Origin of the sequence: Pseudomonas sp. P105, from assembly GCF_032614175.1 — a bacterium.
Lineage (GTDB): Bacteria > Pseudomonadota > Gammaproteobacteria > Pseudomonadales > Pseudomonadaceae > Aquipseudomonas > Aquipseudomonas rhizophila.
The window spans coordinates 1,661,362-1,677,540 of record NZ_CP126693.1; the positions used below are offsets into that span (position 1 = coordinate 1,661,362).

Consider the following 16,179-nt stretch of genomic DNA (forward strand, 5'->3'; position numbering starts at 1 on the left):
ACCCGTCATGTTCAAATAGGACATGGCGGGTTTTGTGTTTTTGAGGGGATGCACGCTTTTGCGTGAACGGCATGCATGCTTTTGTGGTGAGGGAGAAGGTGTGTCGACTAGCGCGGCTCGACGTTATCCAGCGCGCGGTTTGCCAGCAATCCGCCCAGTTCGATCAATTGCTGAATACCCAGCGCCACATGCCGTCGCGAGCCGTCCAGCTCGAAATGGGTCAACGTAGCTTCGCGCCGACTTCAGGACTTATGTAGGGTTTTTTGCTTGAGGATATAAACCGTCACCAGCACCGCACTGGTGAGCATGAACACCCGCGCCCACGGCAGGGGCACCAGATAGCAGGACAACAGGATGCTCACCCACATCAGCCCGATGGCGTAGACCTTGCCCTTGAGCGGGATGCCGTTGCCGCTGAGGTAGTCAGCGATCCAGGGCCCGAGCCGCGGATGGCCCACCAGCCAGCGATAGAAGCGTGGCGAGCTGCGGGCGAAGCAGGCCGCGGCCAGTAGCAGGAAAGGGGTAGTGGGCAATACGGGAATGAAGATCCCGATGACCCCCAGCACCACGCTCAACCAGCCAATGGCCAGCAGAACGTAGCGCAGGATCAGCGAGCGGTTGCCGATGGGCGCGGGCACCCGGTGGCTCAGTGGTGGCGCGGCTTGAGGATCGCCGGTTTCTCGTCCGGGGCGTTGCACAGCAGGTACAGGGCGGTGAGGGCTTCAGGGATCTGCACGATCATGTCGTCCATCAGGTTCGCGTCGGCGGCGATGTCGGAAAACTCCGGTTGCTCGTCGAACAGACCGGAACCGACCATGATCGGCAGCAGCATTTCGCTGACTTCTTCTTCGGCGGTTTCGAACCAGGCGGCTTCGCGCAGGAACACGCCTTCCATGAAACCGATGCACCAGCCACGCAGTTCCGAATCGTCCGGGTCATCGCCCAGGTCCAGCTCGCATGGCAGTTCGAATTCTTCGTCGGAAGCCAACTGACGGGCGATGTGGGCCTTGAGCAACACCAGCGTGGTTTCGATGACCTCACGCTCGGCATCGTCGGCGTAATGCGGCTCTTCGGCGAACAGCGCGTCGATCCACTCACGCTCCGGCACCTGTTCGGAGCAGATGGACAGGGCGGTCAGGTAGCCGTGAGCGGCCACGTAATCCAGCGCCTCTTCGTGCAGCTCATCGGCGTCGAGGAAGACTTGCAGGCGGGTCAGTTGCTCAGCGAAGGACATTACAGGCTACCTTGGGGAATAAACAATGCGGGAATTCTAGGCCTTCTTGAGCGCCCAGGCCAGCCGCGTGGTGTATTTGCCTCTCCAATGCCCGGGGTGGACACAAATTTGCGCTCGCCCACAGATCAAATGTGGGAGCGAGCCTGCTCGCGATAGCGGTGGAGCAGCTTGCATTGATGTTGAATGGGCCGATGTCATCGCGAGCAGGCTCGCTCCCACAGGGACTGATGGCAACCGGAAGACCCCCGACACCTCTTGTCAGCATCACCCTTTACAACGAAACCCTCGGGTATACTGCCGCGTTTTGTGATGCCCTGCGGCGTCCCGGCGTTTCGAAACGCGCACTTACGATTTGCCGGTGCAGCGTTTTTGATTCTGAACCAGCCTTGCAGGGATGTTTCGGTGATTTTTGGAGTTTTTATGCTCGAACAGGCTCAACGCGTCCTCAAGGACATCTTCGGCTACGACAGTTTCCGTGGCCGCCAGGGTGCCATTATTGAGCGCGTGGCCAGCGGTGGCGATGCCCTGGTGCTGATGCCCACCGGCGGCGGCAAATCCTTGTGCTTCCAGGTGCCGGCGCTGTTGCGCAACGGCCTGGCGGTAGTGGTCTCGCCGCTGATTGCGTTGATGGACGACCAGGTCGCGACCCTTGAAGAGCTGGGGGTTGCAGCCGCTTCGCTGAACTCGACCCTCAGCGCCGAGCAGCAACGGGACCTGGCGGCGCGAATCAAGCGCGGTGAAATAAAAATGCTCTACCTGGCCCCGGAACGCCTGGTGCAGCCGCGCATGCTGGCCTTCCTGCAGAGCCTGGAAATCGCTCTGTTTGCCATCGACGAAGCCCACTGTGTGTCCCAATGGGGCCACGACTTCCGTCGTGAATACCTGCAACTGGGGCAACTGGCCGAACTGTTTCCCGACGTGCCACGTATCGCCCTGACCGCCACCGCCGACAAACGCACCCGCGAAGAAATCGTCGAACGCCTGCATTTGCAGAACGCCGAGCGCTTCCTTTCCAGCTTCGACCGCCCCAACATTTTCTATCGCATCGTGCCCAAGGAGCAGCCGCGCAAGCAGTTGCTGGCGTTTATTGCCGAGCGGCGCAGCGATGCCGGCATCGTTTATTGCCTGTCGCGCAAAAAGGTCGATGAAGTGGCGGCGTTTCTCTGCGAGCAAGGCTTTCCGGCATTGCCGTATCACGCCGGCCTGCCCAATGACCTGCGGGCCTATCATCAGAAGCGCTTCCTCAATGAGGAAGGCCTGATCATGGTGGCCACCGTGGCCTTCGGCATGGGCATCGACAAGCCCAACGTGCGTTTCGTCGCGCATCTGGACCTGCCCAAATCCCTCGAGGCGTATTACCAGGAAACCGGGCGCGCCGGCCGTGATGGTTTGCCGGCGGACGCGTGGATGGCCTACGGCCTGCAAGACGTGGTGATGCTCAAGCAGATGCTGCAGAACTCCGAGGGCGACGAGCGCCACAAGCGTCTTGAACAGCACAAGCTCGACGCCATGCTTTCGCTGTGCGAAGAGACCCGCTGCCGGCGCCAGACCTTGCTGGCCTATTTCGATGAAGACATGCCCCAGCCTTGCGGACATTGCGACAACTGCGTCGACGGCGTGGAAACCTGGGACGCCACCGAGCCGGCCCGCCAGGCGTTGTCGGCGATTTATCGCACCGGCCAGCGCTATGGCGTGGGGCATCTGGTGGACGTGTTGCTGGGCAAGGACAACGAAAAGGTGCGCAGTTTTGGCCACCAGCATCTTTCGGTGTTCGGTGTGGGCAAGGCACGCACGGAAAGTGAATGGCGTTCATTGTTCCGCCAGCTCGTGGCCCGCGGGTTGGCCGATATCGACCTGGAAGGCTACGGCGGCCTGCGCCTGAGTGCGAGTTGCCGGCCGTTGCTCAAAGGCGAGGTCTCCCTTGAACTGCGCCGTGATCTCAAGCCGGCAACGGCGATCAAGAACAGCAAGAGCCAGGCCAGCCAACTGGTGCGCGGCGAAGAGCGCGACCAGTGGGAAGCCTTGCGCGCCTTGCGTCGCAAGCTGGCCGAAGAGCATGGCGTGCCGCCGTATGTGATCTTCCCCGACTCGACGCTGCTGGAAATGCTCCGCAGCCAACCCACCTCCCTGGCGGAAATGGCCCGGGTCAGTGGCGTGGGCGCGCGCAAGCTGGAGCGTTACGGCGAAGCCTTCCTCCAAGTGCTGGGCGGCGAGGTCGAGGCGCCGAAAGCGGTGGCCGATGTTCGTCACGAATTGATCACCCTGGCCCGCGCCGGCATGACCCCGTTGCAGATTGCCGGACAACTGCAATGCTCGGAAAAGAACGTTTATACGATGCTGGCCGAGGCCATCGGCAAGCAGCAGTTGTCTTTGGAGCAGGCGTTGGATTTACCCGAGGAGTTGATGGGCGAGGTGCAGGATGCGTTTCTGGACGGCGAAGGCGAGTTGCCAGCGGTGTCGGAAGTTGCAGCACTGTTTGTCGGTCGGGTTCCGGAAGGTGTCCTGTATTGTGTCAGGGCTGCGTTGCAGTCGGAATTTGAAGTCTGATCAGTGAGTTACCTTCCTTTAACGATTCACTACAGGGTAAACCTTGCCTGAATCCGAAGCTCATGCTTAGCTGACTAATAATTAGTTTTTCTCTATTTCAGATCTGATGAGTTTTTTTATGCCGTTAACCGATCAACACCGTTTTGGCATGCAGTTGGCGCAAATGTCTCGAGGCTGGCGTGCCGAGCTGGATCGTCGCCTGGCCGGGTTGGGTCTGTCTCAGGCCCGCTGGCTGGTGCTGTTGCACCTGGCCCGTTTCGAACAGGCGCCGACCCAGCGCGAACTGGCCCAGAGTGTCGCTGTCGAAGGCCCGACCCTGGCCCGGTTGCTCGACAGCCTGGAAGCTCAGGGCCTGGTGCAGCGTCAGGCCGTGGCCGAGGATCGTCGTGCCAAGAAAATCGTGCTTTGTGCACCGGCGCTGCCGCTGATCGAACAGATCGAAACCATTGCCACGCAACTGCGCCGCGAGTTGTTCGAGGGGGTCGATGAAGCCGACATGCGCGTGTGCATGCGGGTCCATGGCACGATTCTGGCCAATCTGGAAAAATCCTGAGGCATATCCCAGGCATCAGACTTTTGAGATTCGGCGGTTCGCGAACTATAACCAGTACTTAGGCGCTCAGTCTGGTAATCAAAAGGGATGCCCATGCTTGTAAGTTTGCAGTGCACGTTGCGCAGTTGGCTCAACGTGTTGGTAGTCGTGGCAGCCATGGGGTATTCGGCGTTGGCATCGGCGCTGGGGCTTGGGGAGATCACCCTCCATTCCGCGCTGAATCAGCCGTTGCGTGCCGATATCGCCCTGGTCGATGTGACCGGGGTAAGTGAAAGCGATTTGTCGGCCAGCCTGGCGAGCGCGGACGATTTCAGCCGTGCCGGCGTGGAGCGGGTGTTCTATCTCAATAGCTTGCGCTTCACGCCAGTGCTGCGCGGCGAGCGCGGCTACATTCGGGTGACCTCCAGCAAACCGGTGGAGGAACCCTTCCTCAATTTCCTGGTGCAGCTCAATCAACCCAACGGGCGTCTGCTGCGCGAATACACCGTGCTGATCGACCCACCGGGCACGCCGGGTATCGTACCGGCGCGGGACGAGCCAGCCGCCGCGGCCCAGGCAACGCCTGCGATCAAGCCGCCTGCGGCTACTCAAGGCAAGCGCTATACCGTCGTGCAGGGAGACAACCCCTGGTCCATCGCCAAACGCCTGCATGACGCCGGCAGCAATGCTTCGGTCAATGAGCTGATGCAGGGCATCCAGGCCCTGAACCCCGGCAGTGACCGGCTTTCCGTGGGCCAGCGTTTATTGCTGCCCGATTCTGCGGTGCTGCCATCAGCGGCAGAAACGGCTGCCGTCCCGGCCTCCGCCGTGTCCGACGAGCAACTGGCCGCCAGCGTGCTGCAAAACGAGCAGCAACAAAAAACCATCGAGCAACTGCAGGCGCTGCTCCAATCCCAGGACGAAGAAATCGCGAGTCAGCGCAAGCAGATCAGCGAGTTGCAGACACAACTGGCCGAGCTCACGCCAGCCCCTGCTGAATCTGCGCAGCCGGAGTCTGTGCCTGCCGCAACCCCCGCGCCGCCAGATCAAGCACCACCCGTCACAGAACCGGTCCCGGAACCAGAGGAGGGCATTAACTGGCTGTGGATAACAGCGCTGGTGGGGCTGTTGGGGTTGCTCGGGTTATTGCTGTTCCTTCGTCGGCGGCAGCAAGAACAGGCGGAAATGGAGCCCCTGCCCGAGCGTCCTGAACCGATGCTGGAAGACGACACCCAAACCTACGCTTCGACCGCCGACACGGAACAGCCTGAGGCCGCCACGTCGTTCAGCAACGGTGATGCACCTTTGGGGGACGTGCTGGAAGGGGTCGGGATTTACCTGACCTACGGTCGTTTCACCGAAGCGGCGGGATTACTGCGCGCCGCGCTGCTGACAGAGCCCGCGCGCACCGACCTGGGCCTCAAGTTGTTGGAAGTGCTGGGCAAGCAGGGCGATACCATCGGTTTCCAGGCCCAGGAACATCATTTGTTGGCGCAGGGCATTGACGTCAGCACACTCGAAGAAATCCGCGGGCGTTATCCGAAGGTCGCCGCGGTGGCCGCGCCCATGGTTACAGAACCTCAGCCGCCGCTGACTGACGTCGCTCCTGCGTCCAGTGACGAGTTCGAACTCGATCTGGATGCGCTGTCCATGGAAACCAGTTGGGACCTTGCCGAGCCGCAGCACAGCACCACTGAAAAAACACCTGTTGCGCCCGAAGGCTTTGGGGACTTGTCGCTTTCGAGTTTCGACGCGCCGGACCTGCAGTGGAGCGCACCTTCGGAAACTGAATCGCTGGACGATGCATTTCTCGACGGGTTTGCCGATGAAGAGCAGTCGCTGGAACTGGAGCCTATGGCCCTCGAACCTGTCCACCAAGAGCCTCAGTTACCGGAACACTCCGACAAGCTGGAGCAAGCGCAGAACTGCATTGACGATGGCGATCTGAAAACCGCCGTCGCACTGCTGGAAGAGTTGCTCGAAGAGGGCAACGAACCTCTCAGGCAAACCGCGCGCGTGCTCCTGGCGGGGATTCGCTGAAGTCCTTTATTAGTGAGCCTGCCGGCCCCTTCGCGAGCAGGCTCGCTCCCACAGGGGATTTGCGGTGAACGCCAAGCCCGCGAACGACACGAAACCAATGTGGGGGCTGCTGCGGATACAGGGCCATCAAAACGTCTGCCCCAGATTCAGATACACCGCCCGCTCGTCATCATCGTTAAACCCATAGCTGAAATTCAGTGGCCCCAATGGCGTATCAAACCCCAGGAAAATACTGGCGGCATTGATGTAGCCGCTGTCGAACTCATTGTCGTTGTTCCACGCCCGGCCGCGTTCCAGGGAGCCGCCGATGTACAGCGGGAAATCCAGCGGCAGGTAGGCTCGCGGTGTGAGCCTGCGGTAATACACAGCGCGCATCAGGCTTATGTTCTGCCCGGAGATGCCGTCTTGGCGAAAGCCCGACAGTTGCCGCGCACCACCGAGGACAAAGCTTGAAGTCACCACTTCAGCGGTGTCCAGGGTACGCCCGTAACGCCCACCGAGGATGAAGGTGTCCGGGCCGTGGCTAAGCGCCTTGTCCAGATTGAGTTCCCATTGGCGGTAACGCTGGTCGGAACCCAATCCCGGCTCATACTGGCGCCAGGTCAGGCCGATGTCTTCGCCTTCATGGGGGAAGTACACATTGTCGAAGGAGTCGAATGAATACTTCAGGTCGTAGAAGCCTTCATTGAAACTTTCGCTGGGCTGGTCGTGATCGCCAATGCGTACATCTGCCTCGCCCCAGGCTTGGCCGACACCGAAACGGATTTCGCCGCTGTTGCCAATCTGCCGGCCCAGGTTCAGGCCAAAGCCATAACGTTCGACGCGGTACTGGGCCACCGGGTCGTTGTCCAGGATGGACTCGACGTTGCGGGATTCGAATTGCCCGTAGGGTGCGATGAAGTAGCGCGAGCCGACATCCAGCGGCTGGTAGAACTCGCTGTACAGCTCCTGCTTGTCGCCAATCTGTGCCCGGGTCAGCCACTCGGCGCCGAGGCGATTGATGCCATTGACCCGATAGCTGGCGCCGAGGTTGAAAGCGCTGTCGCCGCGCATGTCGTCCGACAGGCTCAACCCCAGCCGCAGGTAATCGGTGCCGGTGCGTTTGCCCCGGGCACTGATGACCAGCGTATGGTCCGGGGCCTTGTGCACTACGCGGTATTGCACCTGCTCGAAGTAATCCAGCCCGTACAACGTGCCCATGTCGGTCTGCAAACGACCCAGGTCCAGCGGCTCGCCGACTTGCTGGCGAACGTAATAGCGAATCACGTCGTCACCGACTTTGGAGTCGTTCTCCACGCGAATGGCGGTGATGACCGGCGTGCGCTCGCTTGGGGTACGCGCCGCCATGAGCTCGGGGTCGGCCGGCTCCGTGGGGCGCAGGTGCGCCAGGCGGGCCTCGAGTATTTGGGCTGCACGGTAACCGGCGTCGATCATTTCCTGGGCGCGGCCGAAGTCTGTGGCGCCGAAGCTCGCCAGGGCCGGCTGGATCAGCACATCGTCTTCTCTGAGCGTTGCCAATTGTTCTTCTGAGTTGCGCCGGGTCATCAGGGTGGTCGACTGGTTCAGGACGTCGATCACGGTGACCAATTGCTTGCGGGTGCTCAGCGGGGTGCCGATGTCCACCACGATGGCCCTGTCCACGCCCATTTCCCGGGCCACATCCAGCGGGATGTTGTCGGTCATGCCGCCATCCACCAGCACCCGGCCGTCCAGTTCCACCGGCGCGAATACCGCCGGGATCGACATGCTGGCGCGGATGACCTTGGGCAGGTGGCCCTTGCGAAACACCACCTTCTCGCCACTGGCGATGTCGGTCGCCACGGCGCGGAAAGGGATTGGCAGTTTGTCGAAGTCCCGGGTGTCGCTGGCGTGGGCCAGCAGGCTTTCGAGCAGCAGGGCCAGGTTCTGCCCCTGGATAACGCCCAAGGGCAGGCCGAGGCTGCCGTCATCACGAAAGCTGAGTTTCTGTTTCACCAGAAAGTCCCGGTCATCCTGCTTGCGCCGGAACGGCACGTCCTTGCGCGGCGGAGCGTCGGACAGGGCCTGTTGCCAGTCGATGCCCAAGGCGAGTTTTTCCAACTCGTCGATTTTGTAACCTGAGGCATACAGCCCACCGATCACTGCGCCCATGCTGGTGCCCGCGATGGCGTCGATCTGGATGCCTTGCTCCTCCAGGGCCTTGAGCACCCCGATGTGGGCCAGGCCCCGGGCGGCGCCGCCGGACAGTACCAGGCCGATTTTCGGACGCGGCGCCTCGACGGCGGGCTCGTTGGCATGAACGAGCAGGGGCAGCAGTAGCAGAAGCAGGCAAGGCAGCAGGCGGCGCATCGTCAATCTCGGGGCGGGCAATCAAAGGCAGGTATTATAGCGATGCCTTTGCCCCCAGGAGTTCACCCGCAATGACCGAGCACAAACCGGAAGTCGTCATCACCTATTGCACGCAATGTCAGTGGCTGCTGCGCGCCGCCTGGCTGGCTCAGGAACTGCTCAGCACGTTTAGCGACGACTTGGGCAAGGTGTCGTTGGTGCCGGGCACCGGTGGGGTGTTTCATATCAGTTGCGATGGCACGCAGATCTGGGAACGCAAGGCCGATGGTGGTTTTCCCGAGGCCAAGGTTCTCAAGCAGCGGGTCCGCGACCGGATCGACCCGGAGCGGGACCTGGGCCACAACGACCGGGTTCAGTGAGACGCGGCTTGGGCGCTTACACCCGGTTTCTTTGTGCCGCCACTGAGTTGGCTCGACATCACGATCGCGACGATGATCAGCGCGCCACCCAGCAGCATGCGCAACGTCGGGTTTTCATCGAATAGCAACCAGGCGATGGTGATGCCGTAGACCGGTTCCATGGCAAACACCACCGCCGCCGTGCGGGCCTTGATCACCGCCAGGCTGGCGACAAACAGGCTATGGGCCAGGCCGGTGCAGAACACCCCCAGCAGGGCGATCCACAGCCAGTCGACAGGGCGCACGTCAATCAGTTGCGGCGCTGCCATTGGCAACAGGCAAAAGCCGACCACCAGGTTTTGGCACAAAGCGGCCTGTACCGGCGGCACCCGTGTGGAACCGGCGCGGTTGACCAGCGAAAGCAGCGAGAACAGCAACCCCGAAAGCACGGCCCACAGCAGGCCGGTGGTGGCGCCGCTGGCCAGGTCGAAGTGCGGTGTGACCAGCACCAGGCCGATGCTTACCATTGCCACCAACAGGATTTCATTGGCACGGATCCGCTCGCGGAAAATCAACCCTTCGAGCAGCACCGTGAAGGCCGGGAAGCTGGTAAAGCCCAACGTGGCGATTGCCACACCGGCGACTTTGACCGATATGAAGAAGCTCACCCAGTGCCCGGCGAGCAATAGGCCGCCCAGCAGCAGGCGTCGAAGGTCCTGTGCGTGGAGCTTGTGCCAGCGGGCGCTGCTGGCGAAGCGGGCAAAAAACGCCAGGGCCAGCACGGCGAATACGGCGCGGCCGAACACAATGACCGCTGGCGAGGCGGCGGCGAGCTTGCCGAATACACCGGTCAGGCCAAACATGAGTGCGCCAATGTGCAGGGCGCCGAGGGCGGTACGGGGAGTCATTGCGATCCTTGTCCAACGGTTGAGCGTCTGGGTATTGAACCCGCTACCGGCCGTTCATGTCTGTCGCGATCCTCGCGTTTTTTAGCGCGAAGCTAGCGCTGGCGCCGCAGCTTGCCCGGTGAGGCGCCGAATTCGCGCAGCACTGCGGCGGCAAAGGCGCTTTGCGAGCTATAACCGACCCGGTGGGCGATTTCACCGATGGGCAGTTGCGAATCACGCAGCAGGTCCACCGCCTTGTGTAGACGGCGACTGCGGATGTAGTCCATCGGGGTTTGCCCGCATTCGGCGACGAAGCGTGCATGCAAGCGGGCACTGGAGAGCCCGGCGACCTGGGCCAGGTCCGCCACTTGCAGCGGATAGGCGGCGTACTGGTCAATGTGGGCGTTGAGCGCCGCATAGGGCAGGCGCCGGCCGCCGACGATGTCCTGGCCAGTGCCATTGAGGCTGGCCAGGAGCAGCACGGCCCCTTGTTGGGCGATCACCGGGTCGTCCACCGGGCTGCCCGCCAGCCAGCTGACCAACTGGCTTTGCCCCGCATCCAGGGGCCTGCGCGCGGCATTGTCGAGCAATCGGCGGCTGGCGTCGGCGTGATCACCCAAGGCTTGCCCGATCCAATCATCGCTCGGCACATCCAGCACCAGGCAACGGCTGCCACGGGGGCTGCCGCAGGCGTGATGGGCACCGGCGGGTATCACCACGAAACTCTGCTGCACGACCTGGCTGCCACAACCTTCGACCTCGAAATCCAACAGCCCGGACAACCCGAACACCAGTTGGGCGTGGTCGTGGCTGTGGACAATCAGGTCGTGGCTGTAATGGCGTAGCGTCAGGGTCGGTCTCATCTCGGTCTCCCGGGGCAGGCCGTCAGCATACACCGAGGCCACGCTGCTTCGCGCTGTCATGTAACGGACTTGTGTTTGTCATGGGGTATTAACCGCAGGAAGGCACAGTGGCTAAAACGATCAGAGGGTTGCCCATGACCAGCGCCGAGCTCGCCAGACCCAGCCGCAAACAGCGTGTTCGCACCTTATGGATTTCCGATGTGCACCTGGGCACCCGGGACTGCCAGGCCGAGCATTTGTCGCAGTTTCTCAAGGGCTACCATACCGACAAGATCTACCTGGTGGGTGACATCATCGACGGCTGGAAGCTGCGCGGCGGCATGTACTGGCCACAGGCTCACACCAACGTCATTCGCCGCTTGCTGACCATGAGCAAGCGCGGCACCGAGGTGATCTACGTCACCGGTAACCATGACGAATTTCTGCGGCGATATTCGAAGCTGATCCTGGGCAATATCCAATTGGTGGACGAAGCGGTGCACGTCACCGCGGACGGCCGGCATTTGCTGGTGATCCATGGCGATCAGTTCGATGTCATCACCCGGTACCACCGTTGGCTGGCATTCCTTGGCGATTCGGCCTACGAGTTCACCCTGACCCTGAACCGCTGGCTCAACCATTGGCGGGCCCGTTATGGCTACGGTTACTGGTCGTTGTCGGCGTACCTCAAGCACAAGGTCAAGACGGCGGTCAGCTTCATCAGCGACTTCGAAGAAGCCATCGCCCATGAATGTGTGAAGCGTGAACTGCACGGTGTGGTGTGCGGACACATCCACCATGCCGAGATGCGCAGGGTGGGCGAGGTGGAGTATCTCAATTGTGGCGATTGGGTCGAGTCGTGCACGGCGCTGATCGAGCATTGGGACGGCTCGATCGAGTTGTATCGGTTGGCCGATGCCCAGGCGCGGGAGGCGTTGATCCGGGCTGAGTTGAAAGTCACCGAACCGGCGTGAGCCGATCTGACGCCATCGCGGGCAAGCCTTGCTCCCACAGGTATTCACAGCCTGCGAGAGCAAGCACTACCTGTGGGAGCAAGGCTTGCCCGCGATGGACCGCATAGCGATCCCAGCAATCAGTCAGGCTTGAACCTGTTCAGCCATCGCCGCCTTGTAGATCGACTGCTTCGGTGCGGCAAACAGCCTTTCCAGCATCGGCTCGAAGAAACTCAACGGCAGGGTGTCGTACTCGGCATCGAACGCCGCGGCGTCGTATCGGGCGCAGAAATCAATGGTCGCCTGGTATTGGGGATGCGCTTTGAATTGCTCGCGCAGGTGCCGGTCCATGCCCAGGTGATGGAAGAAGTAATAGCCCTGGAATATCCCGTGTTTCTCCACCATCCACAGGTTTTCGGCGCTGACGAACGGCTTGAGGATGGCGGCGGCAATGTCCGGGTGGTTGTAGCTGCCCAAGGTGTCGCCGATGTCGTGAAGCAAGGCGCAGATCACATATTCCTCGTCCCGTCCGTCACGATAGGCGCGGGTGGCGGTTTGCAGGGAATGGGTCAGGCGATCCACCGGAAAACCGCCGAAATCGCCGTCCAGCAACTTCAAATGGGTCAGGATTCGACCCGGTAATTGCCGGGCATAGGCGCTGAAGTCGGCAGCGATGATTGCCCAGTCTTCCTCAGTACCGTCCTTCATGTGGGTAAAGCGCGCGTGGGAGTTCATGGGCAGTCCTTTGAGAGTGGCTAGAACGCAACTTTGCCCCGCAGCATGTCGCGGTACATGACGAAATCGCCGAGCAGGCTGTAGAACGGGTGCTGGAACGTGGCGGGACGGTTCTTTTCAAAGAAGAAATGCCCGACCCAGGCAAAGCCGTAGCCGGCAATGGGCAAGACGATCAGCCACCAGCCGTTGCCGACGATCAGAGCCAGGGCAACAATCAGGATGACCAGGGAGGTGCCGATAAAGTGCAAGCGCCGGCAGGTGCTGTTGCTGTGTTCGCTGAGGTAATAAGGGTAAAACTCAGCGAACGTATTGAAGCGTCTGGTGTTTTCCACGACTGCGGGCTCTGTGGTTATTGTTCTGTTGGTTCTGGGCGACCAACGGTTTGATTGAAGTCTAGAGCGATCACTTGCAACGACCAGTGACAATGGGCGCCACTTTAGTATCCTTCGCAAATCCAGCCGTACCCTGCGGCTCGTCATGCAAGTAAAACGTCATGAGCGAACGAACGACTTCTTCAAGCTGGGCGATGGGGATTGTCAAGGCACTGGAAATGGACGGCCTGGATTGTCGGATGCTGTTCAAACAGCTGGGGCTGGACTATGACGCGCTGGAAGATCCGGATGCACGTTTCCCCCAGGATTCGATGACCCGACTCTGGCAACGCGCCGTGGAGTTGTCGGGCAACCCGGCCATCGCCTTGAACATGGGTAAAGTGGTGCGCCCGGCGTCGTTTCACGTGGTCGGGTATGCCTTGATGTCCAGCCGCACGCTGGTCGAAGGTTTCCAGCGGCTCGTGCGTTATCAGCGGATCATCGCTGAAAGCGCCGACCTGAGCTTTCGTCAGATGGAGGGGGGCTACGGGTTGGTTCTGACAGTGCATGGCGACCATCTCCCGCCCACCCGCCAGAGTGCCGAGGCTTCCCTGGCTTGTGCGCTGGCCATGTGCAACTGGTTGACCGGACGCACCCTGCACCCGATGAAGGTGCTGTTCCAGGGCGCCGAACCGGTTGATCTGGCGCCTTATCAACAGGCGTTTCCCGCGCCACTGATGTTCGGCGCACCTTACGACGCGTTGATCTTCGAACGTAGTGACATGGAAGCACCGTTACCCACCGCCAACGAGGCCATGGCGCAGCTCCACGACCGGTTTGCCGGTGAATACCTGGCGCGTTTTTCCGAAAGCCGCGTGACCCACCAGACCCGGCAAGTGTTGTGCCGGCTGCTGCCACGGGGCGAGCCTAAGCGTGACGTGGTGGCGCAGACGCTGCACCTGTCCCAGCGCACCTTGCAGCGACGCTTGCAGGAAGAGGGCACCACGTTCCAGAGCTTGCTCGATGATACCCGCCGCGAACTGGCCGAACAGTATCTGGCGCAGCCGGCCCTGACCCTGCTGGAAATCGCCTATCTGCTGGGCTTCGCCGACCCGAGCAATTTTTTCCGGGCCTTTCGACGCTGGTTCGACACAACGCCCGGCGAATACCGGGCGCGGTCAAACGGCCAGCCCGGTCAGTGACGCCAGAACGCCGGGATACACAGCACGAACACGGTGATGATCTCCAGTCGGCCCAGCAGCATGCCAGCCGACAGAATCCACTTGGCCGCATCCGGCAGCGGCGCAAAGTTGCCGGCCGGGCCGATGGTCTCTCCCAGTCCCGGGCCGACGCCGGACACGGTGCTGGCCGCGCCGGTCAGGGCGGTCATCCATTCCACGCCCAATAGCGAGAGCAGCAGGGCGATCACGCAGATGGTGATGGCGAAGAAGAATGAGAAGGTGAGAATCGAGCGTACGATTTCTTCGTCGAGGCGGTGGCCGTTGTATTTCTGCTTGATCACCGCGCGCGGGTGGATCAATTGCTTGAGGTTGGCCCTGAGCAGGATGTAGGCAACCTGGAAGCGGAAGATCTTGATCCCGCCGGCCGTCGAACCGGAACAGCCGCCGACGAAACCCAGGTAGAAGAACAACATCAGCGAGAAATTGCCCCACAGGCTGTAGTCTCCCAGCGCGAAGCCTGTGGTGGTGACGATCGACGTCACGTTCAACGCCACATGCCGCAGGGCCTCCAGCCAGTGCAGGTCGGTTGTCGCCCAATACCAGGTGCCCAGTACCACCCAGGTCACCAGCAGCACCGCCAGCAGGCCTTGGACCTGTTGGTCCTTGATCAGCGCCCGGCGATTGCCCCGCAGTGTCGAGACGTACAAGGCAAACGGCAGGCTGCCGAGAATCATGATGACGATAGTGACCCAATGCACCGCCGGTTCGGTCCATTTGGCCAGGGATTTGTCCGACGTCGAGAACCCGCCGGTGGAGATCGCCGACATCGCATGGTTGATGGCATCGAACAGGTTCATCCCCGCCCACCACAGTGCGAGGGTGCCGAGAATGGTGATGCCTACATAGGACGCCACGATCAGCCGCGCCACCATGTGGGAGCGGGGCATGACTTTCTCCGAGCGGTCGGAGGATTCGGTCTGGAACAGCCTCATGCCACCGATGCGCAACAGCGGCAGGATCGCCACCGCCATCGCAATGAAGCCGATCCCGCCGAGCCAGTGCAACAACGACCGCCACATCAGGATGCCGGGGGACATGTTATCCAGGCCGCTCAGGACCGTGGCGCCGGTGGCGGTGATCCCGGACATGCTTTCGAAAAACGAGTCGGTGTAGCTGATGTGCTGGGTCAGCAGGAAGGGCAACGCGGCAAAGATACACACCACCAGCCAACTGCTGACGGTCAGCAGGTACATGTCCCTGGGCCGCAGATGCACGTGTTCCGGGCGTCCGGGAAGGATCAGGGCCAGGCCGGCGACAAAAGTGATCATGCTCGACCAGAGGAACGATGGCAGGTCGTTGGTGCGCTCGAAGATCAGCAAGGTGGCCATGGGCACGACCATGAAGATCGCCAGGGTGATCAGGAAGATGCCGATGATGAAACCAATGATCCGTAGGGTCGGCAACGCCATGAAGTCCGCTCGGGCTGAAAGGGAAGGGCGTCATTCTACCCGCGACAAGCGGCATGTAAACCGGCACCCGGTGGCGCGTGAGGCCAGTGGCCTGCGTAATGGACTTCTGGTTGCGGAATTTGAGCTAACGAACTCGCCGTACAAGCCACTAGAATAGCTGGACATTTTTTCAGGAGGTGGCCGATGCAGGCTCTCGACGCTTTGCTCAACCGTGTTTCCGTCCCGCGCCTGGTGGACCCGGCGCCTACCGCCGAACAGCGCGAGGTCATGTTCGCCGCGGCGATGCGGGCTCCGGATCATGGCCAGTTGCGGCCATGGCGTTTTCTGACGGTCGAAGGGCAGGCGCGTCATCGCATGGGCGAGCTGCTGGCCGAAGCAGCGCGGTTCAATGATCCGCTGGTAGCCGAGGCCGTCGTGGAGAAGGCGCTCAACGGCCCGCTGCGCGCGCCGCTGGTCGTGGTGGTGATTGCACGGTTGCAGGACCATTTCAAGATTCCCAAATCCGAACAAATGCTGGCGGCCGGCTGTGCGGCCCACGCAATCCTGTTGGCGGCGTATGCCCAAGGGGTGGGCGGAGTCTGGCGTACGGGTGAGCTGGCGTATTCACCTCATGTGGCCAAGGGGCTTGGTCTTGAGGACGGGGAAGAGGTGATCGGTTTTCTCTACTTGGGCACACCGCAGAAAGAAGCACGCACGGCGCCGAAGGAAGACGTCGGTCAGTTTGTCCGGGAGTGGACGGGCCCGCAGGTCTAGCGTCTGGCGCAGCTCTTGTGGTGAAAAGG

At 61.5% G+C, this 16,179-nt stretch carries 14 protein-coding genes and 2 pseudogenes; 7 read left to right on the plus strand and 9 right to left on the minus strand.

Annotation, left to right across the window (positions count from 1 at the left end):
- Window positions 1-107: 107 nt before the first annotated feature.
- The 3 genes and pseudogenes from QOM08_RS07535 to QOM08_RS07545 form a co-directional block, all read right to left on the minus strand.
- Window positions 108-215, minus strand: a pseudogene (locus tag QOM08_RS07535) (DUF6124 family protein); the annotation flags it as partial.
- 27 nt (window positions 216-242) lie between these two features.
- Window positions 243-638, minus strand: coding sequence for a YbaN family protein (locus tag QOM08_RS07540; RefSeq protein WP_316912763.1), 396 nt, complete (start codon window positions 636-638; stop codon window positions 243-245).
- An 8-nt stretch (window positions 639-646) separates the two neighbouring features.
- Window positions 647-1,234: a YecA family protein gene (locus QOM08_RS07545; protein ID WP_047226200.1), complete on the minus strand. Its 588-nt coding sequence runs from the start codon at window positions 1,232-1,234 to the stop codon at window positions 647-649.
- Window positions 1,235-1,654: 420 nt separating this feature from the next.
- Between QOM08_RS07545 and recQ the strand changes: the two genes are divergently transcribed.
- From recQ to QOM08_RS07560, 3 genes are all read left to right on the plus strand, one after another.
- Window positions 1,655-3,781, plus strand: coding sequence for a DNA helicase RecQ (gene recQ, locus QOM08_RS07550; RefSeq protein WP_107322112.1), 2,127 nt, complete (start codon window positions 1,655-1,657; stop codon window positions 3,779-3,781).
- A gap of 118 nt (window positions 3,782-3,899) precedes the next feature.
- Window positions 3,900-4,334: a MarR family transcriptional regulator gene (locus QOM08_RS07555; protein ID WP_047226202.1), complete on the plus strand. Its 435-nt coding sequence runs from the start codon at window positions 3,900-3,902 to the stop codon at window positions 4,332-4,334.
- A 93-nt stretch (window positions 4,335-4,427) separates the two neighbouring features.
- Entirely contained in the window at window positions 4,428-6,353 is a 1,926-nt protein-coding gene (locus tag QOM08_RS07560; RefSeq protein WP_316912764.1) for a FimV/HubP family polar landmark protein, read from the plus strand.
- Window positions 6,354-6,479: 126 nt separating this feature from the next.
- Here QOM08_RS07560 and QOM08_RS07565 read toward each other — a convergent pair whose 3' ends face one another.
- A complete protein-coding gene (locus QOM08_RS07565) occupies window positions 6,480-8,681 on the minus strand; it encodes a patatin-like phospholipase family protein (protein ID WP_316912765.1) in 2,202 nt (733 codons plus the stop codon).
- 71 nt (window positions 8,682-8,752) lie between these two features.
- On the opposite strand from QOM08_RS07565, the gene QOM08_RS07570 reads away from it, so the two are divergent.
- Window positions 8,753-9,040: a SelT/SelW/SelH family protein gene (locus QOM08_RS07570; RefSeq protein WP_047226205.1), complete on the plus strand. Its 288-nt coding sequence runs from the start codon at window positions 8,753-8,755 to the stop codon at window positions 9,038-9,040.
- Here the strand turns inward: QOM08_RS07570 and QOM08_RS07575 are convergent.
- Complete coding sequence (locus QOM08_RS07575; RefSeq protein WP_076385870.1) at window positions 9,034-9,927, minus strand: DMT family transporter; 894 nt, start codon at window positions 9,925-9,927, stop codon at window positions 9,034-9,036. The genes QOM08_RS07570 and QOM08_RS07575 overlap by 7 nt on opposite strands.
- Before the next feature lie 92 nt (window positions 9,928-10,019).
- Entirely contained in the window at window positions 10,020-10,769 is a 750-nt protein-coding gene (locus tag QOM08_RS07580; protein WP_076385868.1) for a helix-turn-helix transcriptional regulator, read from the minus strand.
- Between the two features lie 134 nt (window positions 10,770-10,903).
- On the opposite strand from QOM08_RS07580, the gene QOM08_RS07585 reads away from it, so the two are divergent.
- Window positions 10,904-11,722 (plus strand): UDP-2,3-diacylglucosamine diphosphatase, encoded by an 819-nt coding sequence (locus QOM08_RS07585; RefSeq protein WP_047226208.1) that lies wholly within the window; start codon window positions 10,904-10,906, stop codon window positions 11,720-11,722.
- A 123-nt stretch (window positions 11,723-11,845) separates the two neighbouring features.
- On the opposite strand, the gene QOM08_RS07590 is transcribed toward QOM08_RS07585, so the two are convergent.
- The gene (locus tag QOM08_RS07590) at window positions 11,846-12,436 is read right to left on the minus strand and encodes an HD domain-containing protein (protein ID WP_188251126.1); all 591 of its coding nucleotides are present in this window, start codon (window positions 12,434-12,436) and stop codon (window positions 11,846-11,848) included.
- A 20-nt stretch (window positions 12,437-12,456) separates the two neighbouring features.
- On the minus strand, window positions 12,457-12,768 hold the full coding sequence (locus QOM08_RS07595; protein ID WP_047226210.1) for a DUF962 domain-containing protein: 312 nt from the start codon (window positions 12,766-12,768) through the stop codon (window positions 12,457-12,459).
- Window positions 12,769-12,929: 161 nt separating this feature from the next.
- Here QOM08_RS07595 and QOM08_RS07600 point away from each other — a divergent pair.
- A pseudogene (locus QOM08_RS07600) lies at window positions 12,930-13,986 on the plus strand (AraC family transcriptional regulator).
- On the opposite strand, the gene QOM08_RS07605 reads toward QOM08_RS07600, so the two are convergent.
- A complete protein-coding gene (locus QOM08_RS07605; RefSeq protein WP_076385864.1) occupies window positions 13,943-15,397 on the minus strand; it encodes a TrkH family potassium uptake protein in 1,455 nt (484 codons plus the stop codon). The pseudogene QOM08_RS07600 and the gene QOM08_RS07605 overlap by 44 nt on opposite strands.
- 183 nt (window positions 15,398-15,580) lie before the next feature.
- Between QOM08_RS07605 and QOM08_RS07610 the strand changes: the two genes are divergently transcribed.
- Window positions 15,581-16,150: an NAD(P)H nitroreductase gene (locus tag QOM08_RS07610; protein ID WP_139050839.1), complete on the plus strand. Its 570-nt coding sequence runs from the start codon at window positions 15,581-15,583 to the stop codon at window positions 16,148-16,150.
- The last annotated feature ends 29 nt before the right edge of the window (window positions 16,151-16,179 follow it).